Origin of the sequence: Pararobbsia silviterrae, from assembly GCF_003628125.1 — a bacterium.
In the GTDB taxonomy this organism is placed as follows: domain Bacteria; phylum Pseudomonadota; class Gammaproteobacteria; order Burkholderiales; family Burkholderiaceae; genus Pararobbsia; species Pararobbsia silviterrae.
This window is the reverse complement of record NZ_RBZU01000009.1, coordinates 61,076-85,005: the sequence shown is the minus strand read 5'-3', so window position 1 is coordinate 85,005 and position 23,930 is coordinate 61,076. Positions and strand designations below refer to the sequence as shown.

Sequence of the window (23,930 nt, the reverse complement as noted above, 5' to 3'; positions counted from 1 at the left end):
ATCGCGCAAATAGCGATCCGACATTGGCGATTTGTGCAATTTGATAGACGTATTGCGCAGTCTGCTGGCTATTTGTTGACTTCGCAAATCGGCACAATGAGTCAGGGCCCTGCAGCGCATCGTCAGCGGCCCGTCCGCGAACGGCCTTTTCAACGCCGCTTCGTCTTTTCGGGAGATTTTCATCATGACCCGCTATCTCGACGTCCGGGACCTGTTCAGGTTGATCGACGCGATCGGCGTGCCACGCATGTTGCAGGACATCGCGAGCGAGATCGAGGCCGATTTTCTGCGCTGGGCCGCGTTCGACAAGACCGCGCGCGTCGCGGCGCATTCGCGCGAAGGCGTCATCGAATTGATGCCGGTGGCCGATGCCGAGCGCTTCGGCTTCAAGTTCGTCAATGGCCATCCGAACAATACCCGCGTCGGACTGCCGACCGTCATGGCGTTCGGCGCGCTCGCCGACGTCGCGACCGGCTATCCGCTGCTGCTCAGCGAATTCACGCTCGCGACCGCCCTGCGGACCGCCGCGACATCGGCGATCGCCGCAAGGCGGCTCGCACGGCCCGGCGCGCGGACGATGGCCCTCGTCGGCAACGGCGCGCAGGCCGAATTCCAGGCGCTCGCGTTTCATACGATGCTCGGCATCGACGAGATCCGCGCGTTCGACATCGATCCGGCGACGACCGACAAGCTCGAGCGCAACCTCGCCGCGTGGCCCGCGCTGCGTATCGTGCGCGCGGACTCGGTCGCGTCGGCGATGCGCGGCGCCGACATCGTCACGACCGCGACAGCCGACAAGCGGCTCGCGACGATCGTCGATCTCGCGTGGGTCGAGCCCGGCATGCATCTCAATGCGATCGGCGGCGATTGTCCGGGGAAGACCGAGCTCGATCCGAGGATTCTCGAACGCGCCCATGTCGTCGTCGAATACGCGCCGCAATCGCGCATCGAAGGCGAGATCCAGCAGATGCCGGCGGCGTTCGGCGTCACCGAACTCGCCGAGATACTCGACGGATCGAAGGCGGGACGCCTCGGCGCCGACGACGTCACGGTCTTCGACTCGGTCGGATTCGCGCTCGAGGATTATTCGACGCTGCGTTATCTGCACGCGAGCGCGCTGCGACTCGGCATCGGAACGGACATCGGTCTCGTCGCCCAAGCGCCCGATCCGAAGAATCTGTTCGGATATGTGCTCGACAATCGGCACGCCCGCGCCGACGGCGTGAACGCGTCACATGCGGTCGCTGTTAAACGCGCGCGCTCCGTGCAAGCGACGCAATAAGGCACCCCGCATGATCGCGGGATTGAATCCGGCGCGACCGCGTCGGCAATCCCACGGAGACCGACATGCCCTATCACCTGCGTGGCGCCGAGCGCCGGCCGACGCAACATGGAAGCTCGGCCGGCATCCTCACGCAATTACGCATTTCGGCACCCGCGCGACGCCGTGTCACCGGCGTGCGCAATTGCATCGGGACCCGAGTGCCGCGCGCGACCGCCACGCGCGATCGGCACGAACGCGGATCGTGTCTCTCGTCCTCGTTTCGCTGGGTACGGCCCGTGATCGCGTACGTGAATCCCGCGTTCACGTCCGAATGGACGCTGGAGCACGAAACGCTGCCGCCCTCCAGCCGATTCGTCGAGGTCACCGGCCGTCGTGAGACAACCGAGATACGGCGGGATCCTGAGATCCCTTCCGCGCCGCCCGCTTCCCCTCCGCGCGATGGGGTGTCGGCGTCTCCCGCCTCGCTCAATCACACGCATCTCGATCACACGCCGTTCGCTCACATGGCGCTTGATCACATGGCGCTTGATCACGTGTCTTACGATCCAGCGTCAACAAGCGACGCACCACCGCCCTACATTCCGCCGACGCCGCCGCCCTCCTACATCTCGCTCGAGCGCACCGAGGACATCGTCGCGCAGGCCGCCGTCCGGAGCGAGCTCGCAACCGTGCTCTGCGCGGTGGGGAACGATGTCCCAAGACCATTCGGCCCGATCGATACGCTCGAATTCATACCGTCCTCCGACAACGCGCACCGGCTCGCCCGACGACTGTTGATGCTCTTCGATGCGGCCCGTACGTCGACTCAGACGTTCCAGGCGTTTTACGAGCCCGAGTTCCGCCGCGGTATCGAACGCTGGCCCGCCTGCGCGAATGCCCTCGACACCCACGGCAATCGGAATCTGCCCGCATCGCTCTCCACCCAGTTCGAGGCGTTTCGCGCGCCGGCCGAATACGGCAAATACCTGCGCACCGCGCGCAACGCCGCGTCATCGCTCGCGAGCATGGCGATCCTCACGGGCATCGCGCTCGCGATCCTGCACGACGCGGACTCGGAGTCGACCTCGCCGCTCGACATCTTCAAGCGCGCGAACCTGCCGTACGGCACGCCCGGCGCGTCATGGGGCATGACGGGCCTCGAGGTCTCGAAGGCAATCGTGACCACGGCGCTCAGCTACGGCACCATGCCGCCGCACCATATGATCGACGAGTATTTGAAGCGATACGAGAACACGATGCACGTGCTCATGGCCTCGCTCACGGACTTCGATGCGGGCTTGGCGCGCGTGCTCGCCGATGCGAGCCGTCCAAGCCTCGGACATCGGATGACGAACGTCGGCTCGGCGTTCGGTCGGCACCTCTCGACCGTGTTCACGTTGATCAACTATCTCGTCGCACCGGTCAGACTCACTATGTTCACGGTCGAACAGACGGCGCCCGAAGAACAGATCGCGGATCGCGACACGCTCAAATCGGTCACGGGACTGCTGCGCGTCGTGTCGAGCGTCTCGGATACGCTGCGCGCGCTACTGAGCGAACTCGGCACGCGATGTCGGCACGCGCACTTCGGATATCGAATGCATAGGCTTGCCGCACAGGCCGCGCTCGTCGAGCATGTGCTCGAACGGATCGCCGTGTCGCCCGGCCACGCGACCCGCGTCGAGCACATGCTCGAGCAACTCACGACACTCTGCACGATCTCGGACGACGGCGTGCTCGAACGCGCCGCGCAAAGCCGGGCGATGAGGCGCGTCATCGCCGACCTGCTCGAGGCGCCCGCGACATCCGAGACACGCCATTTCGCGCCGAGTGCGCTCAAATCGTTCGGGGTCGAGATCGGCGTCGCGCACGAGACGGAACAATCGCAGATGCCGCACGCATCCCCTGCCGGCCATCCGTCGCGCTATCGCTTGCAGACGCGCACGCCCGAGGACCGTTGGGGACGTGCGCCCGACGGTTCGCTGCGGCTGATGAGCTGGCTACGGATCGCGTACCGCGTATCGCTGACGCTGCAGGCGTTCAGCGCGCGCATCGTCGACCGCATGACGCGTCGGTGGAAGTCGCATACGCCGGCGTAAAGACTGGCGTAAGGACTGGCGTGAAGACCGGCATAACCGCTTCCGCACAAGCCGCCTCCGATGCACTGAACGCGATGCCTTTACCCTTCCGCCGCTTCGGGCAAGTCGCCGTCGTCGCGATCGTCGCGCGGCGTGCTCATGCCGAGCGCACTCATGAGCCGGTAAAGCGTGACGCGCGAAATGCCGAGTTCGCGCGCCGCATCGACGAGCCGGCCCGGGTGCCGCTCGAGCGCCATCTCGATGGCTTCGCGTTCCGCACTTTCGCGAGCCTCGGCGAGCGTCTTGAGCTGCGCGATGGGGCTCTGCCCGAGTTCGAGATCGGCCGCGGTCACGAGCTTGCTGTCCGTCATGACGATCGCACGCCGCACGCGATTGATGAGCTCGCGCACATTGCCCGGCCATTCGTAGTTGTACAGCGCGCGCACGCCGTCGTCCGAGAAGCCGCGCAGCGCGCGCGACGCATCGCCCTTGTAGCGTTCGAGCACGTGCCGCGCGAGCACCTCGATATCCTTGCCGCGCGCGCGCAGCGGCGGATTGTCGATACGCAGCACGCACAGCCGATGAAACAGGTCCGAACGGAAACGGCCTTCCTCCATCAGCGTGTGCAGGTCGAAGTGCGTCGCCGAGATGACGCGGACGTCGACCGGAACCGGATCGAACCCGCCAAGCCGGTCGATCGTGCCTTCCTGAAGAAAACGCAGCAGGCTCGCCTGCGCCTCGAGCGGCAGATCGCCGATTTCGTCGAGAAACAAGGTGCCCGTGTGCGCGGCCTCGATCCGGCCGATCTTGCGCTGGTTCGCCCCCGTGAACGCGCCGCGTTCATAGCCGAACAACTCCGAGAGCAGCAATTGCGGCGAAATCGCCCCGCAATTGATCGCGACGAACGGCGCATGCCGGCGCCCTGAATGCTCGTGAATGGCCTGCGCGGTCAGTTCCTTACCGGTGCCGGACTCGCCATGGATATACACCGGCGCATCGGTTCCGGCGACCTTGCGAATCGAACGAAACAGCCTGAGCATCGCTTCTGAACCACCGACCATCTCGCCCAACGGCCCTTGCGCATGTCCCGGATCGACGACGCCGACCGCCAGCGCGGCCATGCCGAACGCATGCCCGAGCGCATTGACAAGCTTCTCGTCAGGACACGGCAGCGTCACATAGTCGAAGCAGTAGTCGCGAATCAGCCGGCGGATCGCGGGATCGGCCATCTGGTCGACCGTCGCGGCCGCCACCCAACCGACCTTCGACGCGGAGAGGCAACGTTCGAGCGACGCGAGTTCATGCTTGTCGAGATGGCTGCTCAGATCGAGCAAGCCCGCCGCGGCGGAATTGCGCGATGCCTCGCGTTCAGCCTCGCGCGAAGATCCCGCGATCCGGATACTCCACCCACGTTCGGCAAGCAAACTGCGCAGCGTCTGGTCGGACGTGCGCGTCAGGTAAATCAAATTCCGCGGACTAGCATCCATCGTGCGACTCCGACCTCATGCACAGACTCACGGCCCGGATCGTCGCCCGGAATTTCTGGGTGATACACACCAAACGGATACAGATACGAATCGCAGCCCCCCAGCTCGTATGCGCCGCATCTCGCGACGACGCCCATTGCGAGTGCATTATCCAACCGCAGGTACCGATCACTCCATGCGGAACCGCACGCGGCGCGATCGCAAATCCGCGCGCCGCGCATGCCGATCGCCCCGTCGCAGAGCGGCATCCCCAGGACGCGCCGCACTAGCCGCACTAGCCGCACTAGCCGCACCGCGGGATCGCCGTCGATCGTGTGTCCCCGGCAAGACGGCGCATGTTCGGTGCGTTGTCGCGCGCCCATCGATTCACGCTCGCGCGACGCGGCCCAGTCCGTGCAGCCCCGCCACGCACGGCTGCCGCTGTATTGTCCATACGAATCGGCGCATTCGCTCAAGGATATCTCGAAAACGATCGTATATGGACGATGGTTGACGACCGATCCGAGTGCGCCGGCTCTCGAATCCTTACAGAGAACTCACGTTCGCCGGTCAAGGTGAATGGCCACGTCACGTAGCGCGGCTCGCGACGCCCCGGGAGACGTCTCGGAAGACGCTCCGAGAGACGCCCCGGAAGACCCCGCGGAAGTTGCCGCAGGACATGCCTCATAGGATGCGACACAGCCCGCCTCAGGGTTTGCCCCGACGGGTGCGCGCTGGACCTCGCCGGGGCCATCGGCAACAATGTTTGCCAGTTGACGTTAACGTCAAGCAACGCTCAGGAGACACCCATGCTCGCGCCACTCGGCCTGCCGACCGATCCCGATCTCGACGCGCTGCGCGATTCGATCGCCACCTTCGCGGCGGCCGAAATCGCTCCGCGCGCGGCGGAAATCGACCGCACCGACCAATTCCCGATGGACCTCTGGCGCAAGTTCGGCGACCTCGGCGTGCTGGGCATGACCGTCGGCGAAGAATACGGCGGCTCGGGACTCGGCTACCTCGCGCACATGATCGCGATGGAAGAGATCTCGCGCGCATCGGCGTCCGTGGGTCTGTCATACGGGGCACATTCGAATCTCTGCGTGAACCAGATCCACCGCAACGGCACGCCCGAACAAAAACGGCGCTACCTGCCCAGGCTCGTGAGCGGCGAACACGTCGGCGCGCTCGCGATGAGCGAGCCGAACGCGGGTTCGGACGTCGTCAGCATGAAACTGCGCGCCGAACGCCACGGCGATCACTACCGTCTGAACGGCACGAAGATGTGGATCACGAACGGGCCCGATTGCGACACGCTCGTCGTCTATGCGAAGACCGATCCCGATGCCGGTCCGCGCGGCATCACGGCGTTTATCGTCGAGAAAGGCATGAAGGGTTTTTCGGTCGCGCAGAAGCTCGACAAGCTCGGCATGCGCGGCTCGCATACCGGCGAACTCGTGTTCGAAGACGTCGAGGTCCCCGCCGAGAACATCCTCGGCCAGCTCCACGGCGGCGTCAAAGTGCTCATGAGCGGGCTCGACTACGAACGCGCCGTGCTCGCGGGCGGCCCCGTCGGCATCATGGTCGCGGTGATGGACGCGGTCGTGCCCTACATCCATCAGCGCCATCAGTTCGGCCAGCCGATCGGCGAGTTCCAACTGATCCAGGGCAAGGTCGCCGATCTCTATACGACGCTGCAAGCGTGCCGCGCCTATCTGTACGCGGTCGGCCAGCGACTCGACGCGCTCGGCGAGAGTCATCTGCGCGATCTGCGCAAGGACTGCGCGGGCGTGATTCTTTACACGGCCGAGAAAGCGACATGGATGGCCGGCGAAGCGATCCAGATTCTCGGCGGCAACGGCTATATCAACGACTACCCGGTCGGGCGGCTCTGGCGCGACGCGAAGCTCTACGAGATCGGCGCGGGCACGAGCGAGATCCGCCGCATGCTGATCGGGCGCGAACTGTTCAACGAAACGGCCTGACCCGCGCGATGCCCGTTCTTGACAGCAAACTCGACCCGCGCGCGAGCGATTTCACGGCCAACGCGACAGCGATGCGCGCGCTCGTCGATGATCTGCGCGCGCAGACGCAGGCGGTGTCGCTCGGCGGCGGCGCCGCGGCGCGCGACAAACATCTGGCGCGCGGCAAGATGCTGCCGCGCGATCGCGTCGCTCATCTGCTCGATCCGGGCACCCCGTTTCTCGAACTCTCGCCGCTCGCCGCGCACGGCATGTATCGCGGCGACGCGCCCGGCGCCGGCATCATCACGGGCATCGGCCGCATCGCGGGCATCGAATGCGTGATCGTCTGCAACGACGCGACGGTCAAAGGCGGCACCTACTATCCGGTGACCGTCAAAAAGCATCTGCGCGCGCAAGAGATCGCGGCCGAAAACCGGCTGCCGTGCGTCTATCTCGTCGATTCGGGCGGCGCCAATCTGCCGAATCAGGATGAAGTGTTCCCGGACCGCGAACACTTCGGCCGCATCTTCTACAATCAGGCGAACCTGTCCGCGCAGGGCATCGCGCAGATCGCGGTCGTCATGGGATCGTGCACCGCGGGCGGCGCGTATGTGCCGGCCATGAGCGACGAATCGATCATCGTGCGCGAACAAGGCACGATCTTTCTCGGCGGGCCGCCGCTCGTGAAGGCCGCGACAGGCGAAGTCGTCAGCGCCGAAGACCTCGGCGGCGGCGATGTCCATACGCGGCTCTCGGGCGTCGTCGATCATCTCGCCGACAACGATGCGCATGCGCTTGCGATGGCGCGCACGCTCGTCTCGAACCTCAATGCGCGCCTGCGCGCGCAATCATCGGATTCGATCCGCTCGCTTGGCGCACGATCCGAGGCCGCCCCGGCATCCGCCTCGTCGCCTCTGTCCGACGCGCCGCACGTTGTCGCCGACTCCGCGCGCGCACGACCGCCCCGCTTCGATCCCGAGTCGATCTACGGCGTGATCCCGACCAATACGCGCAAGCCCTTCGATGTCCGCGAAGTCATTGCCCGCCTCGTCGACGACTCGGTATTCGACGAGTTCAAGGCGCGCTTCGGCACGACGCTCGTCACGGGCTTCGCGCAGATCTGGGGCATGCGCGTGGGCATTGTCGCGAACAACGGCATCCTGTTTTCCGAGTCCGCGCAAAAGGGCACGCATTTCATCGAACTCTGCTGCCAGCGCAAGATCCCGCTCGTGTTCCTGCAGAACATCACGGGCTTCATGGTCGGCCGCAAATACGAGAACGAAGGCATCGCGCGTCATGGCGCGAAGATGGTCACGGCGGTCGCGACGGCGCAGGTCCCGAAGCTCACGGTCATCATCGGCGGCTCGTTCGGCGCGGGCAATTACGGTATGTGCGGACGCGCGTTTTCACCGCGCTTCCTTTGGATGTGGCCGAACGCGCGCATTTCGGTGATGGGCGGCGAGCAGGCGGCGTCAGTGCTCGCGACCGTCAAGCGCGACGGCATCGAGGCCAAGGGCGACGCGTGGAGCGCCGAAGACGAAGACGCGTTCAAGCAGCCGATCCGAGAACAGTACGAACGCCAGGGACACCCCTACTACGCGACCGCGCGCCTTTGGGACGACGGCGTCATCGATCCGGCGCAGACGCGCGACGTGCTCGCGCTCGGCTTGTCGGCAGCGCTTAACGCACCGATTCCGGACACGCGTTTCGGCGTGTTCAGAATGTGACGCCACCCCGATCGAACCGACACCATGTTCAACAAGATCCTGATCGCGAACCGTGGCGAAATCGCGTGCCGTGTCGCCGCGACATGCCGCCGGCTCGGCATCGCCACCGTCGCGGTGTATTCCGATGCGGACGCGCACGCCAAACACGTCGCCGCCTGCGACGAGGCCGTGCACATCGGCCCTTCTCCCGCCGCGCACAGTTATCTGCTCGGTGAACGCGTGCTCGCTGCCGCGCGCGCGACGGGTGCGCAGGCGATCCACCCGGGATACGGCTTTCTGTCCGAGAACGCCGCGTTTGCACAAGCCTGCGCCGACGCGGGCGTCGTCTTCATCGGGCCGCCGGCGAGCGCGATCGCGGCGATGGGATCGAAGGCCGCCGCCAAGGCGATGATGGCGCGCGCGGGCGTGCCGCTCGTGCCCGGCTACCACGGCGACGATCAGGACCCCGCGCTGCTGCGCCGCGAAGCCGACGCGATCGGCTATCCCGTATTGCTCAAGGCCAGCGCGGGCGGCGGCGGCAAGGGCATGCGCATTGTCGAGCGCGGCGACGATTTCGCGGCCGCGCTCGCGTCGTGCCAGCGCGAGGCGCGCGCAAGCTTCGGCGACGATCGTGTGCTGATCGAGAAGTATCTGACGCGGCCGCGGCACGTCGAAATCCAGGTCTTCGCCGATACGCAGGGCCATGCCGTCTATCTGTTCGAACGCGATTGCTCCGTGCAGCGACGCCATCAGAAGGTGCTCGAAGAAGCGCCCGCGCCGGGACTCGGCGCGAGCCGCCGGCGCAGCATGGGCGAGGCGGCCGTGGCGGCCGCGCGCGCGGTCGGATACGTCGGGGCGGGAACCGTCGAGTTCATCATGGCCGACGACGCATTCTTCTTCATGGAGATGAATACGCGCCTGCAAGTCGAACACCCGGTGACGGAAATGATCACGGGACTCGATCTCGTCGAGTGGCAACTGCGCGTCGCATCGGGCGCCGCGCTCCCGCTTGAACAGGATGCGTTGCGCATCGACGGACACGCGCTCGAAGCGCGCATCTATGCCGAGAATCCCGCGCGCGGCTTCCTGCCGTCGATCGGACGCCTCGCCTATCTGCGCGCGCCACGCGAGCGCGCATCGCACGTGCGCGTCGATAGCGGCGTGCGTGAAGGCGACGAGATCAGCCCGTTCTACGATCCGATGATCGCGAAACTCATCGTGCACGGCGCGGACCGCGCCGCGGCCTTGCGCGCGATGCGCGCCGCCTTGCGCGAATTCGAGGTCGTCGGCGTGTCGACGAACATCGCGTTCCTTCAACGGCTCGTCGCCAGCGTGCCGTTCGCGTCGGCCGATCTCGACACGGGTCTGATCGAACGCCATCATGAAGCGCTGTTTCCGCCGCCGCGCGCGCCCGAGCCGATCGCAGTCGCCGCGGCCGTCGCTGCCCTGCTCGCGCGTGACGCGCAGGGCCCCTATGACGCGCACGCGCAACCGTCCTCTTCGGCCGACTCGTCAACGGCGTCGACGCTATCCATGGCGTGCGCGGCGCATGCCTCCCCCGCCTCACCGTGGACCGCGCTCGGCGGCTGGGCGCTCAATGCGCCCTACCAGCGCACGTTCTCGTTGACGCCGCGCGGCGAAGGCGACGACACCTACGATGCCGTCACGGTCGTCTATCGGAGGGATCGGGGTGTCGCATCGCTCGATATCGACGGCGAAACGTCCGCGTTCGCGTATCGCCGCGGAGACGGTCCGTACGACTTCATCGTGACGTGCGGCGCGAGCCGGATGCCGGTCCGCGCGGTCATCGAAGCCGACAGCGTCCACGTCTTCGCGAACGGCGACGCATCGCGCTTCGACTGGCACGACCCGCTCGCGCATGCGGGCGATGCCGAACACGACGGCGGCCGCCTGACGGCGCCGATGCCCGGCAAGGTCGTCGCGATTCATGTCGAGGCGGGCCAGGCGGTCGAGAAAGGCCAAGCGCTGCTCGTCATCGAAGCGATGAAGATGGAGCACACGATCGTCGCGCCCGCCGACGGCATCGTCGACGCGATGCTGTTTCGCGTCGGCGACCAGGTCAGCGACGGCGCGCAACTGCTTCACCTCAAATCCGCGCACGCCGACTGAGGCGCGGCGGCGCCGGACGCGCGCGCGGCCGAACCGTGCGCGACGGCCGGCGCCTCAGCGAACGCGCCGACGCATCGAACGCTTCAGACGTCTGCCCGACCCGCGTGCCGCCTCACACGCTCGCCAGCAGCTCGCCGACGGCCGTCCTCGCCTCGTGCGCAAGCTCACGCAAGTCGACGCCCTCGATCGCATCGTCGCGCACGATCCGGCGGCCGCTCGAAAACAGCGCCGCGAGAGCGGGCCTGCCGCCCGAAGCAACAGGACCGATCGCCGGATCGTGGAGGCCGAAATAGCGCGGGTCGTCGAGCCGATAGATCGCGATATCGGCCGAGAACCCCGGCGCGATCCGTCCGACTTCGGACAAGCCCAGCACCTCGGCGCCGCCCGCGGTGCCCCAATGCACGACGTCCTCGATCGTCGCGGCGTCCGCGCCGCCTTCGAACCGGCCGCCCGCATACGACGGCTGCGCCGCCATGCCGCGTCGCGCACGCTGCGCGAGCCAGGTCATATGCACCTCGGAAATCATGTCGGCCGCTTCGTTCGACGCCGCGCCATCGACGCCGATCGACACGGGCATGCCCGCATCCGCCATCTCGCGCACAGGGCAAATACCGCTGCCGAGCCGCCCGTTGCTTTGCGGACAGTGCGCGACGCCCGTGCGCGTGCTCGCCAGCATCGCGAGTTCATGCGCGTCGATCTTGACGAGATGCGCGAACCAGACGTCGTCGCCGAGCCAGTCGTACTCGCCGCAAAACTCGACCGGGCTCATGCCGTGCATCTGCCGCGCGCTGTCCTGATAGCCGACGGTCTCCGACAAATGGCTGTGCAGCCGCAAACCGTGCGCACGCGCGAATGCCGCGGTCTCGCGCATTTCCGACGGTGAAATCGAATAGAGCACGGTCGTCGGCGCAACGACGACGCGCCGCATCGCACGCGGCGAAGCATCGTGGAACTGTGCCGACAGTCGTTGCATATCGGCGAGATAGGCGTCGAGCGATTCGGGCCGTAGCGCGGTCGGCAATTCGGCTTCGAGCTGGCGTGTGCGCGTCGCGCCGCCGCGCAACAGCACGAAACGCAGACCGAGCTTGTCCGCCTCGTCGAACAGGATCGCCGAACTGTCGAACGGCATCCCCGGGTAGTACACGTAGTTGTGGTCGGCGACCGTCGTACAGCCCGAACGCGCGAGTTCGATCAGACCGATGCGCGCGGCGAGCCGGAAGCGCCGCTCGTCGAACAGGGCGCGAAAGCGATACGGCGTCGCGGCGAGCCACGGCGTCAGCGATGCATCGAGCCCCACCGTGTCGCCCTTGAGCAGCGACTGGAACAGATGATGATGCGTGTTGACCCACGCCGGATACACGACGCAATCGGTCGCATCGACGATCGACTCGCCGGGCTGCGGCGTGAGCGCACCGATCTCGGCAATGGTCTCGCCGACGATCCGGATATCGGGTCCGTCCAGACGGACCGGGCCCTCTCCCTGTGTGCGCGCCCCGCTCAGAATGGCGGAGGCGTTTCTGATCAGCGTCGAAGACATCGTCAATACCTATCCCTGAAAATAGAGGCGAAAACGTTCAAGGCCGAGTTCAAAGTTGACTCTCGTGCCAGCCGCGCAGCGCGAGCTTCGAGCCCGCGACGGTCGTCGCGAACAGCACGACGCCCGTGACCGTGATCAGCACGAGTGCCGCGAACAGCCGCGGAATATTGAGCTGGAAACCGGCCTGCAGGATCTGGTACGCGAGCCCCGCGCCCGTGCCGCCCGTCCCTGCGACGAATTCGGCGACGACCGCGCCGATCAGCGCGAGCCCGCTCGAGATCCGAAGACCGCCGAAGAAATACGGCAACGCGCTCGGAATGCGCAACAACCTCAACGTCTGCCAACGCGACGCGCCATGAATCCGGAACAGATTGACGAGGCCCGGATTCACGCTGCGCAAGCCCAGTGTCGTGTTCGAGATGATCGGAAACAACGCGACGAGCGTCGCGCAGATCACGAGCGCGAACGTCGTGTTCTTGACCCAGATGATGATCAGCGGCGCGATCGCGACGACCGGCGTGACCTGGAGCAGCACCGCATACGGAAAGAAGCTCGCCTCGATCATCGGACTCTGAACGAACAGCAACGCGATCACGACGCCGAGCACGGTGGCCAGACCGAACGCGAGCAGCGTGATCTTGAGCGTGGCCCAGAGGCTCATCCACAGCAGCGGGCCATCCTTGAAGAACTGCACGGCGATCGCCGACGGCGACGGTACGAGATACGACGGCACGTCGAATCCCGCGCAAAGCCCTTGCCAGAGCATCAGCAGGATCGCGCCGACGAACCACGGCGCGACGCGACGCCGCATGCCGGGACGCGCGAGCCACGGCACGCGCCGCTGCGGAAGCGACGAAGCGGACGAGGTGGACGACGTGGACGAAGCGGAAATATCCTCCGTGTGCTCGATCGGCGAAGACGAAACGGCATGGGCGCTCATGACACGACCTCCATGGAAGCGGATGCGAGACGATGCGCATCGGTCATCAGATCCGACAAGGTCTTGCAGTGTTCGAGAAACGGCTGCGAGACGCGGAACGCGTCGTCGCGTGCAACGGTCGCGTCGATCTCGACTTCGGCGATCACGCGGCCCGGACGCGCCTGCATGACGACGACCTTGTCCGACAGATAGACCGCCTCATACAAGCTATGCGTGACGAACACGACGGTCATGCCGCGCGCCTTCGCCAGCGCGCGCAGATCGCTGTCGAGCTTGTTGCGCGTGAACTCGTCGAGCGCGCCGAAAGGTTCGTCGAGCAGTAACAGATCGGGCTCGGTGACGAGCGCGCGCGCGAGCGACACGCGCATCTGCATGCCGCCCGAGAGCTCTCTCGGGCGCGCCTTGCCGAAGGTTCCGAGGCCCACGCCGTCGAGCGCGCGAGCGACGCGCTCGTCCGCCTCGCGGCGCGGCATGCGGGCGATATCGAGCGGCAGCCGCACGTTGTCGGCCACGCTCGCCCACGGCATCAACGTGGCCTCCTGGAACACCATCGATTGGCGCCGTCCCGTCGTACCGACCGCCGAGAAGGCCTGCCCCCACCACCGCAGATGCCCTTGCGTGGGCGCCTCGATGCCCGCGAACATCTTGAGCAACGTGCTTTTGCCGCATCCGGACGGACCGAGCAGCGAGACGAACTCGCCGCTCGCGATCGAGAGCCGGACGTCGTCGAGCGCGACGGTACCGTTCGCGTAACGCTTGTCGACGCGATAGGCCGAGAGCACGGGCGTCGGCACCGAAGATGCCGCCGAAGATGCCGGCGAACCCACCGGGCTTGCGCCGCCCGGTTCGGTCATCGAAGTCGAGTCGTTCATCCGCGCACCTCGTCCGGTTCACGAAACACTTCACGCTCGCCATGATCGGCGAGCAGCTTGAGCAACATGCGCCGCATCAGCAGACCGGGCTTGTCCGATTCCATATGGCACTCCTGCTGGCGCTGCACGTCGATGCACGCGTCGTAGTCGGTCGCCTCGAGGATGTCGCGGTCCTCATCGGTGATCGGCCGATCCCAGTCGATGAGTTCCTGCGTCGAGCACGACGCCTCGCTGTCGTTGCGGTACAGCCATTGCGCGAGCACCATCGTGCGGTCGTCGATCGGCGTCGCGCAGTTATAGATGATGTGATCGATGCCGCTGGCCGGATACGAACAGCCGAAGCGGCGCGCAAACGGCATGTACCAGCGATTGATCAGGTGCCGCTCGGTGATCTCTTCGGTGGTACCCGTGATCCGATGGCTCGCGGGCGGATTGCGCACGGGCACGTGCGTCTCGGCCTCGAAGCCCCATTCCTCGGGACGGAATTCGTATTTCGAAGGCGTCGGATTCGAGAACAGGCCGAAGTTGGCCTTGTGCACGAAGCTGAAGTGCGAGTTGTCGAACGAGTTCTCCATCATGCGCAGCGGAGTCGTGTTCCACGTCTCGTGGAACTGCAGGATACGCCGGTAGCCGGGGGTGAATTCCTCGACGAATTCGGGAATCGGCTGCAGCGGGTCTTCGAGCGCGACCCACGCGTAGCCATAGCGCGCCTCGCAGCGATAGGCCTGCACGATCGCGTTCTTCGGAATGACGCCCGCGGGATTCTGCGGAATCTTGACGCACGCGCCCGAACAGTCGTACGTCCACCCGTGATAGCCGCAGGCGATATTGCCGTCCTCGTCGACGAAGCCTTTCGAGAGCTTCGCGGTCCGATGGCAGCAGCGGTCGCGCAGCGCGTGCGGTTTGCCGTCGCCGCCCTTCCAGAGCACGATCGACTCGCCGAGCAGCGTGAACGGCTTCGGGCCGTCGTCGAGCATCGACAGCGGCAACGTCGCGTACCAGAAGCGGCGCAACACTTTTTGTTGGGTGACCAGCATGACAACACTCCTTCTTGCGTGCCGGACGCGCGAGGTCCGGCGTGTAATGTGGGGCGCGGCGGACGGTGCTCGCGCTCAGGGCAGGACCTTGATCGCGTCGACGAACTGCAGCGTGTAGGCCGCCTTGTAGTCGGTCTCGGGCTTCAGCAGCTTCTCGCGCGTCATATAGTCGTAGGTCTTTTTCCAGCGTACGTCGGTCATCGCGCCGATGCCGAGCGTGCCGGCGTCGCCGCCCGTCACGAGCTTGAGCTTGCGGATCGCGTCGACGCCGAAGGCCAGTTGACCGTCGGTCATATCGGGGTTGTCCTTCTTGATCAGCGCATTGCCCGGCGCGGGATCGGCGAGATAGCTCTTCCACCCTTCCATCGACGCCTTGACGAAGCGCGCGACGACGTCGGGCTTGTCCTTGACGGTCTTCTGCATCGTCACGATCGTCGTGCTGTACGGCGGATAGCCGTCGTCCGCGAACAGGAAGAACTTCGTCTTCACGTTGGCTTGCTGCGCCTGATAGGGCTCCGACGACGGGTACGCCTGCTGCGTGACGTTCGGGTCGGCGAAGAAAGGCTGCAAATTGAACGTGTACGGCCGCGCCTGCGCTTCCGTGTAGCCGTACTTCGCGCGCAGCCACGGCCACCAGCTCGTGCGGCCCGAACCCGCGACGAGGATCGTGCGGCTCTTGAGATCGGCGAGACTCTTCACGTCGTCATGCGTCATGAGGCCTTGCGGATCGTATTGAAACGCGGCGGCGACGGTCGTCGCAGGCACGCCGGCTTCGATGCCCGAGAGGACCTGGAAGTCATAACCGAGGATGAAATCGGCCTGACCCGCGGCCAGCAACTGCATGCCGTTGACCTGAGGACCGCCCATCTTGATCGTGACGTCGAGGCCGTACTTCTTGTAGATCCCGGTCGCGACGGCCTGATAGAAGCCGCCGTGCTCGGCCTGCGCATACCAGTTCGTCAGCAACGTGACGTGATCGTCGGCGTGCGCGAGCGGCGCGGCGAGCGCAGCGCCCGCGAGTGCCGCGGCGGCGGCGAACCGCGTGGTCAAAACGCGGCTGCGCGCCGCGAGCGTCGAGAACAAACGCGAAAAAGCCATGGCTATACCCCGTGAATGGTCGGCGTGGTGGGAGCGGACAAGGAAGAAAACAACAGAACGCGTGAGCGCGAGGCTCAAGCGCGCGACGGACCGGCCCACAGGCTCGGACGACCCGTCGGAAACCGCGCGGCAATCGCGCGACGCCGGATAGCGGCCACGATCGATCGAGATCGGGAAAAAGCAGAGGCGTCTGACGATGCACATATGCGGCTCCTGTTGACGGGACCGACGGTCCCGGGCAAACGTCGCGAACGACGTGGGCGCACGGTGCGCCCCAAGAGCAATGCCCCACGGTCGCGGTCATGCTTCGACCGGCCGCTAGCCGCTTCTACTCTGAGCATCGATTAAGCGAAGGTCATGCCAGGACGATGACCGACACGCGCGGCAGAGATCGAAAGCCCCGCCTCAACACGCGCGCGAACGCGGCGCAAGGCCTGCCGGCTCGGATTCGAGCGCCCCCATGCCACGACATGAAGACCGATGCGCCGCATGCCATCGCGGCGCCGCACGGGGTGTACCGCGGCGCGCGGGGCCCGATGCGCACCTCGGTACGCCCCGGTTTTGCGCACGACGCGCACGCCATGCGGACAGGCGCACGCCCCACTTGCACCGTCACGGTGCAAAACAGCGCAGCGCGTTCGACGCCGCATGATCTGCATCAACGCCTGTTTCAGACTCTTGTGGCAGCCTCGCCGCGTTTCATACGATGCCCCCATGCAGCACGAAAATCCGCGTTGCGCGCGGATGTCCGAGTGCATGACTCGGAAACCCTAAAGCCCTTGGGGATCACGCCGATAAATACGGCATCGTCCTGCATCATTCGAATTTCAAGATGAACGGTTAAGCGCGAGGCTCGCTCCGCACGCTGTTCAGCAGCCAGAGAAGTCATGCGAAATAACCAGCCCGTCACACAACAGGAATACGTACTCGACAACGCCGATATGCTTGTCTCGGCGACCGATCTGCAAGGCAATATCGCGTACTGCAACCCCGCCTTCGTGCGCGCGTCGGGGTATTCGAAAGATGAGCTCGTCGGTGCGCCGCACAACCTGATCCGGCATCCCGACATGCCGCGCGAAGCGTTCGCCGATCTCTGGGAAACGATACGTGCGGGCCGCCAATGGGGCGCACTCGTCAAGAACCGCCGCAAGAACGGCGATTACTACTGGGTTCGCGCGAGCGTGACGCCCGTCATCGAGCAAGGCCGCACGGTCGGCTATCTGAGCGTGCGCGTCAAGCCGTCGCGCCAGGAAGTCAGCGGCGCCCAGGCACTCTACAAGCAGATGCGCGAAGGCACGCTCCGCGGGCGCCGGCTCTCGGGCGGCCTGATCGTGCGCACGGGCCTCGCGGGCGTGCTCGACCATTGGTCGTCGCTCGCGCTCGCCAAGCGCGTCGCCTTGATGAATATGGTCGGCGCGCCGCTCGCGACGCTCGTGCTCGGCTGCCTCGTCGACCGCGGTGTGCCGGGCCTCGCGTACTGGATCGCGACGGCTGTCACGGCCGTCTTCGGCGCGGTGACGGCGAACCGGCTCGGCGCGCATCTCGGCAAGCCGCTCGACGACATCACGCAGTTCGCGCTGCGCCTCGCCGCGGGCGACTTGCGCGTCGATCTCGCGGTCAATCGGCAGGACGATCTCGGCGATCTGCAACGGTCGCTGCAACAATTGAAGTCGAATCTGACCGCGATCGTGTTCGACGTGCGCTCGCAGATCACGGGTGTCGCCGACGCGGCGAGCGAGATCGGCAGCGGCAATATCGACCTGTCGCGGCGCACGGAGATGCAAGCCGCCTCGCTCGAACAGACTGCCGCGACGATGGACGAGCTGACCTCGACCGTGCAGGCCAATGCCGACTCCGCGGCGCGCGCGCTCGATCTGTCGCAGGAAGCGCAGAAGGCCGCGACGGAAGGCGATCAGATGGTGTCGCGCGTCGAGCACACGATGGAAAGCATCGCCACGGCATCGAAGCGCATCGGCGACATCACGAGCGTCATCGACAGCATCGCGTTCCAGACGAACATCCTCGCCTTGAATGCGGCAGTCGAAGCTGCGCGCGCGGGCGAGGCCGGCCGCTCGTTCGCCGTCGTCGCGACCGAGGTCCGCAATCTCGCGCAAAGCAGCGCGAACGCCGCGCGAGAAATCAAATCGGTGATCGACGCGAGTACGGCTGAAGTCGAGAAAGGCTCGCTGCTCGTCTCGCAGACCGCCGCGCAAGTCCGCTCGATCGACGAGGCGGTCAAGCGCGTCGCGTCGATCCTCGTTGAAGTCGCGAATGCGAGCAGCGAGCAGGCCGACGGGATCCGCCAGGTCACGCAGGCCGTCGCGCAGCTCGACAGCGCGACTCAGCAGAATGCGGCGCTCGTCGAGCAATCGACCTCGACCGCGCAGAATCTCGGCGTGCAGGCGGGCGTGCTCGGCGATGCCGTGCGGCTGTTCTCGATCGAGCACGCCTGAACGCGCGTCGACGCGCCGACACGCGGATCGCGCGTGTCGGCGGCCGCCGCCGGTCAGGGTGCGCTTGCCGTATCGAGCGCGGCGATATCGTCGGCGTCGAGATTCAACGCCGTGGCCGCAACGAGTGCGTCGAGCTGCGCGAGCGAGGTCGCGCTCGCGATCGGCGCCGTCACGCTCGGCCGTGCGATGAGCCAGGCGAGCGCGACCGAAGCGGGCGTCGTCCCGTGACGCTCGGATATCTCGTCGAGCGCCGCGAGAATCCGCTTGCCGCGCGGGTTCAGGTAAGGCTCGACCCCGCCGCCGCGCTTGCTCTTGGCGAGATCCTCGGTCGAACGGTATTTGCCCGAGAGAAACCCGCGCGCGAGCGAAAAATACGTGACGACGCCGAGACCAAATTCCGTTGCGACGGGCTCGGACTCGCGTTCGTACTCCGCACGATCGTAGAGATTGTATTCAGGCTGGATCACCTGATACTCGGGCAGACCCTGCGCGCGGCTGATCTTGCGGGCCTCGCGCAGGCGCGCGTCGCTGTAGTTCGACGCGCCGATCGTGCGGACCTTTCCGGCCTCGATCAGCGTCTGGTAGGCGCTCAGCGTTTCTTCGAGCGACGCCGAATCGGCGAAGTCGCGATGCGAGAAATACAGATCGATGTAATCGGTCTGCAAGCGCTGCAACGACTCGTCGGCCGCCTTGAGGATGTTGTCGCGCGTGAGGCCGGGGCGCGTCGCGAGCGAGCCGACCTTCGTCGCGAGGACGACCTTGTCGCGCTTGCCCGAGCGCTTGAACCATTTGCCGATGATCGATTCGGACTCGCCGCCCTGATTGCCGGGCGCCCATGCCGAGTAGACGTCGGCCGTGTCGATGAAGTTGATGCCCGCGTCGGCGAGCGCATCGAGCAGTGAGAACGATGTCGCCTCGTCGGCGGTCCATCCGAATACATTGCCGCCGAACATCAGCGGCGAAACCTTGAGTGTCGTGGTGCCCAGTTCCCGCAGTTGCATCGGTGTCTCCCAGTGTAGAAACCGCTTAAGTCTCGATGACTTCGCGCGGCGACGCAAGCGGCCTTGGCCATCAAGCCGCGCGACGCGGCGGATCAGGCAGACACGGCGCGATCGAACCGTTCGACGACCCGATCATGGTCTGGCTGTGCGAGCGTCGCCCCATGTCACCACTCCGTCTTGGTCGTCGATCCGGATCGACCGCGCTCGCCCAAGCTGAGTTCGAGTCCGACGACCGCACACCATCCGAGCAACTGCTTGAAGCTCAGTTCATCAGGATGCTGTTCGAGATAGGAGACGCGGTTCTGACTCAGGCCCAGACGCGCCCCGACTTGCGCCTGGGTCAACGCGCGACGCTTGCGCGCGGCCAGCAGAAGTTGCCCAAGCTGCAAAGCAGTCAACAGCCGCTGAGGCGGCAAGGTCAGAGACATGGGATCTATCTGTTATTCGGCTATATGCATTTCAGCCGAAATACGGATATAGGCAATTTATCCGTATTTCAGATACTTCTTGAATAGCTGAATAACAGATAAACATCGAGCGTGGCGGCCCCCCGCCGGAAAAACATACGCCCCAGTCATCGACTGAGGCGCCTATGAAGCCAGGGCCAAGCGCATCCGTGCCAGGCCCCGCGCATCAGGAAACGCGATGGCCCGCCAAGCCGGCTTAGATCCGCTCGATCACCGCGGCAATGCCCTGCCCCACGCCGATACACATCGTGCACAGCGCGAAGCGGCCGCCCGTGCGCTGGAGCTGGTACGTCGCCGTCGCGACGAGCCGCGCGCCCGACATGCCGAGCGGATGGCCGAGCGCGATCGCGCCGCCGTTCGGATTCACGCGCGGATCGTCGTCCGCGACGCCCAACTGACGCAGCACCGCGAGCCCTTGCGAGGCGAACGCCTCATTGAGTTCGATCACGTCGAACTGATCGATCGTCATGCCCAGGCGCGCCATGAGCTTCTGCGCGGCCGGCGCCGGTCCGATCCCCATGATGCGCGGCTCGACGCCGGCGGTCGCCACGCCGAGAATCCGCGCACGCGGCGTCAGACCGAATTGCCTGGCCGCGGCCTCGCTGGCGATCAGCAACGCCGCCGCGCCGTCGTTGACGCCCGACGAGTTGCCGGCCGTCACCGAACCGTCGGGCGCGACGACGCCCTTGAGCTTCGCGAGCGCTTCGAGACTCGTCTCGCGCGGATGTTCGTCGCGGTCGACGACGATCGGATCGCCCTTCTTCTGCGCGACCGACACCGGCACGATTTCCTGCGCGAGCGTGCCGTCCTTCTGCGCGCGCGCCGCGTTGAGCTGGCTGCGCAGGCCCATCTTGTCCTGGTCTTCGCGCGAGATGCTGAACTGCTTCGCGACGTTCTCGCCCGTCTCGGGCATCGCGTCGACGCCGTACAACTGCTTCATCAGCGGATTGACGAAACGCCAGCCGATCGTCGTGTCATACACGGCCGCTTGCCGCGAAAACGCCGACGTCGCCTTCGGCATCACGAACGGCGCGCGGCTCATGCTTTCGACGCCGCCCGCAACCATCAGCGCGGCCTCGCCCGAGCGCACCGCGCGCGCCGCGATGCCCACCGCATCCATGCCCGAACCGCAGAGCCGGTTCACCGTGCTGCCCGGCACCGCGATCGGCAGCCCCGCGAGCAACAGCGACATCCGCGCGACATTGCGGTTGTCTTCGCCGGCCTGGTTCGCGCAGCCGTAAATCACGTCGTCGATCGCGGCCGGATCGAGGTTCTTGTTGCGCTCGAGCAGCGCGCGCAGCGGAATCGCGCCGAGGTCATCCGCGCGCACCGACGACAGCGCGCCGCCGTAGCGGCCGATCGGCGTGCGGATCGCGTCACAAATCAAAGCTTCAGTCATGTCAGTCCAGGATCAACTTGAGGGAGTCAGGCTGCGTCTCACGCAGTCGCGGCGATCGGGTCGTAGCGCATCGGCACGCCCGTGAGCTTGACGAGTTCGTCGAACGAGAGGTCCGTGAAGATCTCGCGAACGACCAGCCCGTCGGGCGTCACGTCGATCACGGCGAGATCCGTATAGATCCGGCCGACGCAGCCGATGCCCGTCAACGGATACGTACACTCGGCGACGACCTTGCTTTCGCCGGATTTCGTCAGGTGTTCCATCATCACGTAGACCTGCTTCGCGCCGATCGCGAGGTCCATCGCGCCGCCGACCGCGGGAATCGCGTCGGGTGCGCCCGTGTGCCAGTTCGCGAGGTCGCCCTTGGCCGACACCTGGAACGCGCCGAGCACGCAGATATCGAGGTGGCCGCCGCGCATCATCGCGAACGAATCCGCATGATGGAAGAACGCGCCGCCCGTGAGCAGCGTCACATGCTGCTTGCCCGCGTTGATGAGTTCGTCGTCCTCTTCGCCGGGCGCCGGCGCGGGCCCCATGCCGAGCAGGCCGTTTTCGCTGTGCAGGAAGATCTCGCGGTCCGCCGACAGATGGTTCGCGACGAGCGTCGGCACACCGATGCCGAGGTTCACGTACGCGCCTTCGGGAATGTCTTGCGCGACACGGCGCGCCATTTCGTCTCGAGTCAGTTTCTTCATTGTCCTCTCCCTCAGGCTGCCGCCTTCGTCGCGGCCACGGCGGGCTGCACTTGCACCACGCGCTGCACGAAAATGCCGGGCGTCACGATATGTTCGGGATCGAGCGCGCCGAGCGGCACGACTTCCGAGACCTGGACGATCGCCGTCTTCGCGGCCATCGCCATGATCGGGCCGAAGTTGCGCGCAGTCTTCCGGTAAATCAGATTGCCCCAGCGATCGCCCTTGAGCGCCTTGATCAGCGCGACATCCGCATGCAACGGCGATTCGAGCACATACGGCCGGCCGTCGATGATGCGCGTTTCCTTGCCTTCGGCGAGCAGCGTGCCGTAAGCGGTCGGCGTGAAGAAGCCGCCGATGCCCGCGCCCGCGGCGCGAATACGCTCGGCGAGATTGCCTTGCGGCACGACTTCGAGTTCGATTTCGCCGGCCCGGTACAAGCCGTCGAACACATACGAGTCCGACTGGCGCGGGAACGAACAGATGACCTTGCGAACGCGTCGCGCCTTGAGCAGCGCGGCCAGGCCGATATCGCCGTTGCCCGCGTTGTTGCTCACGATCGTCAGGTCGCGCGCGCCCTGCTCGATGAGCCCGTCGATGAGCTCCGACGGCATGCCCGCCGTGCCGAACCCGCCGACCATCACCGTCGCGCCGTCTCGAATCCCTTCGACGGCAGCGGCGACCGAATCAAAGATCTTGTCGATCATCGTGTCTTCCTCTACTATTCCAGCCGATTAGAAAATGTTCGCCTTACGAACATTGATTCGTTTGGCGAACGTTTTGTGCGATAGTAGTGACTGTGGCCATCCGCTGTCAAGGCGCGACCGGTCCGCGCCCGGGGCCGCGCCTGAGTCCGGAAACGGGGCGCGAGCCGTCGGCGCGCGCGGATCGGCGCGGCGCATGCGATGCGGCCGGATGCGCCCCCCTATGACAATCGATCGCCGTTCATGCGGCCGCTCACCTGACGATACGTTTTGACCATGCTGACCCAATCCGACACGCCGCCCAATCCTCTCGCACCGGGCGAACCGGGTGCGTCGCCCGAGGGCGCCGAGCGTCCCGGCGATTCGTTCGTCCAGTCGTTCGCGCGCGGCCTCGCCGTGATCCGCGCGTTCGACGCGCGCCGTCCCTCGCAGACGCTGTCCGAAGTCGCGGCGGCGGCCGGGCTCACGCGCGCGGCCGCGCGACGCATCCTGCTCACGCTGCAGACGCTCGGTTATGTCGAGGCCGACGGCCGCCAGTTCCGGCTCACCGCGAAAATTCTCGATCTGGGGTTTGCGTATCTGACGTCGATGCCGATCTGGAACCTCGCCGAGCCCGTAATGGAACATCTCGTCGCCCAGGTCCACGAAAGCTGCTCCGCGTCCGTGCTCGACAAGACCGACATCGTCTACGTGTTGCGCGTCCCGACGCAAAAGATCATCGCGATCAATCTCGCGACGGGCAGCCGACTGCCCGCGTTCTGCACGTCGATGGGCCGCGTGCTGCTGTCGGGTCTCGACGACGACAAGCTCGATGCGACGCTCGCGGCGTCCGAGCTGCGGCAGCGCACGCCGCGCACCGTGGTCGATCCGGCGCAACTCAAGGACATCATCGCGCAGGTCCGCGAGCAGAATTGGGCGATCGTCGATCAGGAACTCGAAGTCGGATTGATCTCGATCTCGGCGCCGATTCGCGATCGTCAGGGGCGTGTGATCGCGGCGATGAACGTCAGCGGCAATGCGCAGCGCAGCACCGCGAAGCAAATGATTCGTGACTTTTTGCCGCCGCTCCAGGCGGCCGCGCAACGCGTGTCCGCGCTCGTCGCATTGCGCGGTTCGTGAGCG

General features: G+C 65.9%; 18 protein-coding genes. 7 read left to right on the top strand and 11 right to left on the bottom strand.

What is annotated here, in order from left to right; translation table 11 throughout:
• The first annotated feature begins 184 nt into the window (after window positions 1-184).
• Window positions 185-1,282, top strand: a complete 1,098-nt coding sequence (locus D7S86_RS19020; protein WP_121088442.1) for an ornithine cyclodeaminase — start codon at window positions 185-187, stop codon at window positions 1,280-1,282.
• A 536-nt stretch (window positions 1,283-1,818) separates the two neighbouring features.
• Window positions 1,819-3,363 (top strand): hypothetical protein, encoded by a 1,545-nt coding sequence (locus D7S86_RS19015; RefSeq protein WP_147432390.1) that lies wholly within the window; start codon window positions 1,819-1,821, stop codon window positions 3,361-3,363.
• Between the two features lie 80 nt (window positions 3,364-3,443).
• On the opposite strand, the gene D7S86_RS19010 is transcribed toward D7S86_RS19015, so the two are convergent.
• The gene (locus D7S86_RS19010) at window positions 3,444-4,829 is read right to left on the bottom strand and encodes a sigma-54 dependent transcriptional regulator (RefSeq protein ID WP_121088440.1); all 1,386 of its coding nucleotides are present in this window, start codon (window positions 4,827-4,829) and stop codon (window positions 3,444-3,446) included.
• 788 nt (window positions 4,830-5,617) lie between these two features.
• On the opposite strand from D7S86_RS19010, the gene D7S86_RS19005 reads away from it, so the two are divergent.
• Genes D7S86_RS19005 through D7S86_RS30540 form a run of 3 tightly spaced genes read left to right on the top strand, consistent with a single transcriptional unit; the run spans window position 5,618 to window position 10,608 of the window.
• A complete protein-coding gene (locus D7S86_RS19005) occupies window positions 5,618-6,793 on the top strand; it encodes an isovaleryl-CoA dehydrogenase (protein ID WP_121088439.1) in 1,176 nt (391 codons plus the stop codon).
• A gap of 8 nt (window positions 6,794-6,801) precedes the next feature.
• The gene (locus D7S86_RS19000) at window positions 6,802-8,499 is read left to right on the top strand and encodes a carboxyl transferase domain-containing protein (RefSeq protein WP_121088438.1); all 1,698 of its coding nucleotides are present in this window, start codon (window positions 6,802-6,804) and stop codon (window positions 8,497-8,499) included.
• A gap of 24 nt (window positions 8,500-8,523) precedes the next feature.
• Window positions 8,524-10,608, top strand: a complete 2,085-nt coding sequence (locus D7S86_RS30540) for an acetyl/propionyl/methylcrotonyl-CoA carboxylase subunit alpha (protein WP_121088437.1) — start codon at window positions 8,524-8,526, stop codon at window positions 10,606-10,608.
• A gap of 112 nt (window positions 10,609-10,720) precedes the next feature.
• Here the strand turns inward: D7S86_RS30540 and D7S86_RS18990 are convergent, their stop codons facing one another.
• From D7S86_RS18990 to D7S86_RS18970, 5 genes are all read right to left on the bottom strand, one after another.
• Complete coding sequence (locus tag D7S86_RS18990; protein WP_121088586.1) at window positions 10,721-12,145, bottom strand: amidohydrolase family protein; 1,425 nt, start codon at window positions 12,143-12,145, stop codon at window positions 10,721-10,723.
• Between the two features lie 49 nt (window positions 12,146-12,194).
• Window positions 12,195-12,956 carry an ABC transporter permease gene (locus D7S86_RS18985; RefSeq protein WP_240648295.1) on the bottom strand — a complete coding sequence of 254 codons (762 nt, stop codon included), beginning with the start codon at window positions 12,954-12,956 and terminating at the stop codon, window positions 12,195-12,197.
• A gap of 125 nt (window positions 12,957-13,081) precedes the next feature.
• A complete protein-coding gene (locus tag D7S86_RS18980; protein WP_240648282.1) occupies window positions 13,082-13,957 on the bottom strand; it encodes an ABC transporter ATP-binding protein in 876 nt (291 codons plus the stop codon).
• Window positions 13,954-14,994: an aromatic ring-hydroxylating oxygenase subunit alpha gene (locus tag D7S86_RS18975; RefSeq protein ID WP_121088435.1), complete on the bottom strand. Its 1,041-nt coding sequence runs from the start codon at window positions 14,992-14,994 to the stop codon at window positions 13,954-13,956. Before D7S86_RS18975 ends, D7S86_RS18980 begins: the two co-directional genes overlap by 4 nt.
• A 75-nt stretch (window positions 14,995-15,069) precedes the next feature.
• On the bottom strand, window positions 15,070-16,092 hold the full coding sequence (locus tag D7S86_RS18970; protein WP_121088434.1) for an ABC transporter substrate-binding protein: 1,023 nt from the start codon (window positions 16,090-16,092) through the stop codon (window positions 15,070-15,072).
• 887 nt (window positions 16,093-16,979) lie between these two features.
• On the opposite strand from D7S86_RS18970, the gene D7S86_RS18965 reads away from it, so the two are divergent.
• Window positions 16,980-18,545, top strand: coding sequence for a methyl-accepting chemotaxis protein (locus D7S86_RS18965; protein WP_121088433.1), 1,566 nt, complete (start codon window positions 16,980-16,982; stop codon window positions 18,543-18,545).
• A 53-nt stretch (window positions 18,546-18,598) separates the two neighbouring features.
• Here the strand turns inward: D7S86_RS18965 and D7S86_RS18960 are convergent, their stop codons facing one another.
• The 5 genes from D7S86_RS18960 to D7S86_RS18940 all read right to left on the bottom strand — a co-directional run bounded on the left by D7S86_RS18960 (window position 18,599) and on the right by D7S86_RS18940 (window position 22,811).
• Complete coding sequence (locus D7S86_RS18960; RefSeq protein ID WP_121088432.1) at window positions 18,599-19,546, bottom strand: aldo/keto reductase; 948 nt, start codon at window positions 19,544-19,546, stop codon at window positions 18,599-18,601.
• 164 nt (window positions 19,547-19,710) lie between these two features.
• Complete coding sequence (locus D7S86_RS18955) at window positions 19,711-19,974, bottom strand: helix-turn-helix domain-containing protein (RefSeq protein ID WP_121088431.1); 264 nt, start codon at window positions 19,972-19,974, stop codon at window positions 19,711-19,713.
• Between the two features lie 235 nt (window positions 19,975-20,209).
• On the bottom strand, window positions 20,210-21,412 hold the full coding sequence (gene pcaF / locus D7S86_RS18950) for a 3-oxoadipyl-CoA thiolase (protein ID WP_121088430.1): 1,203 nt from the start codon (window positions 21,410-21,412) through the stop codon (window positions 20,210-20,212).
• A 38-nt stretch (window positions 21,413-21,450) separates the two neighbouring features.
• Entirely contained in the window at window positions 21,451-22,107 is a 657-nt protein-coding gene (locus D7S86_RS18945; protein ID WP_121088429.1) for a 3-oxoacid CoA-transferase subunit B, read from the bottom strand.
• 11 nt (window positions 22,108-22,118) lie between these two features.
• Window positions 22,119-22,811 (bottom strand): 3-oxoacid CoA-transferase subunit A, encoded by a 693-nt coding sequence (locus tag D7S86_RS18940; protein WP_121088428.1) that lies wholly within the window; start codon window positions 22,809-22,811, stop codon window positions 22,119-22,121.
• A 273-nt stretch (window positions 22,812-23,084) separates the two neighbouring features.
• Here D7S86_RS18940 and D7S86_RS18935 point away from each other — a divergent pair, with 273 nt between their 5' ends.
• The gene (locus D7S86_RS18935; protein WP_121088427.1) at window positions 23,085-23,927 is read left to right on the top strand and encodes an IclR family transcriptional regulator domain-containing protein; all 843 of its coding nucleotides are present in this window, start codon (window positions 23,085-23,087) and stop codon (window positions 23,925-23,927) included.
• Window positions 23,928-23,930: the final 3 nt, after the last annotated feature.

Excerpts from the sequence above, each read along its gene's own strand:
- D7S86_RS19020 (WP_121088442.1), top strand. The coding sequence starts at position 185 with ATGACCCGCTATCTCGACGTCCGGGACCTGTTCAGGTTGATCGACGCG.
- D7S86_RS19010 (WP_121088440.1), bottom strand. The coding sequence starts at position 4,829 with ATGGATGCTAGTCCGCGGAATTTGATTTACCTGACGCGCACGTCCGAC.
- D7S86_RS19005 (WP_121088439.1), top strand. The coding sequence starts at position 5,618 with ATGCTCGCGCCACTCGGCCTGCCGACCGATCCCGATCTCGACGCGCTG.
- D7S86_RS19000 (WP_121088438.1), top strand. The coding sequence starts at position 6,802 with ATGCCCGTTCTTGACAGCAAACTCGACCCGCGCGCGAGCGATTTCACG.
- D7S86_RS30540 (WP_121088437.1), top strand. The coding sequence starts at position 8,524 with ATGTTCAACAAGATCCTGATCGCGAACCGTGGCGAAATCGCGTGCCGT.
- D7S86_RS18990 (WP_121088586.1), bottom strand. The coding sequence starts at position 12,145 with ATGTCTTCGACGCTGATCAGAAACGCCTCCGCCATTCTGAGCGGGGCG.
- D7S86_RS18985 (WP_240648295.1), bottom strand. The coding sequence starts at position 12,956 with ATGCGGCGTCGCGTCGCGCCGTGGTTCGTCGGCGCGATCCTGCTGATG.
- D7S86_RS18980 (WP_240648282.1), bottom strand. The coding sequence starts at position 13,957 with ATGAACGACTCGACTTCGATGACCGAACCGGGCGGCGCAAGCCCGGTG.
- D7S86_RS18975 (WP_121088435.1), bottom strand. The coding sequence starts at position 14,994 with ATGCTGGTCACCCAACAAAAAGTGTTGCGCCGCTTCTGGTACGCGACG.
- D7S86_RS18970 (WP_121088434.1), bottom strand. The coding sequence starts at position 16,092 with ATGGCTTTTTCGCGTTTGTTCTCGACGCTCGCGGCGCGCAGCCGCGTT.
- D7S86_RS18965 (WP_121088433.1), top strand. The coding sequence starts at position 16,980 with ATGCGAAATAACCAGCCCGTCACACAACAGGAATACGTACTCGACAAC.
- D7S86_RS18960 (WP_121088432.1), bottom strand. The coding sequence starts at position 19,546 with ATGCAACTGCGGGAACTGGGCACCACGACACTCAAGGTTTCGCCGCTG.
- D7S86_RS18955 (WP_121088431.1), bottom strand. The coding sequence starts at position 19,974 with ATGTCTCTGACCTTGCCGCCTCAGCGGCTGTTGACTGCTTTGCAGCTT.
- pcaF (WP_121088430.1), bottom strand. The coding sequence starts at position 21,412 with ATGACTGAAGCTTTGATTTGTGACGCGATCCGCACGCCGATCGGCCGC.
- D7S86_RS18945 (WP_121088429.1), bottom strand. The coding sequence starts at position 22,107 with ATGAAGAAACTGACTCGAGACGAAATGGCGCGCCGTGTCGCGCAAGAC.
- D7S86_RS18940 (WP_121088428.1), bottom strand. The coding sequence starts at position 22,811 with ATGATCGACAAGATCTTTGATTCGGTCGCCGCTGCCGTCGAAGGGATT.
- D7S86_RS18935 (WP_121088427.1), top strand. The coding sequence starts at position 23,085 with ATGCTGACCCAATCCGACACGCCGCCCAATCCTCTCGCACCGGGCGAA.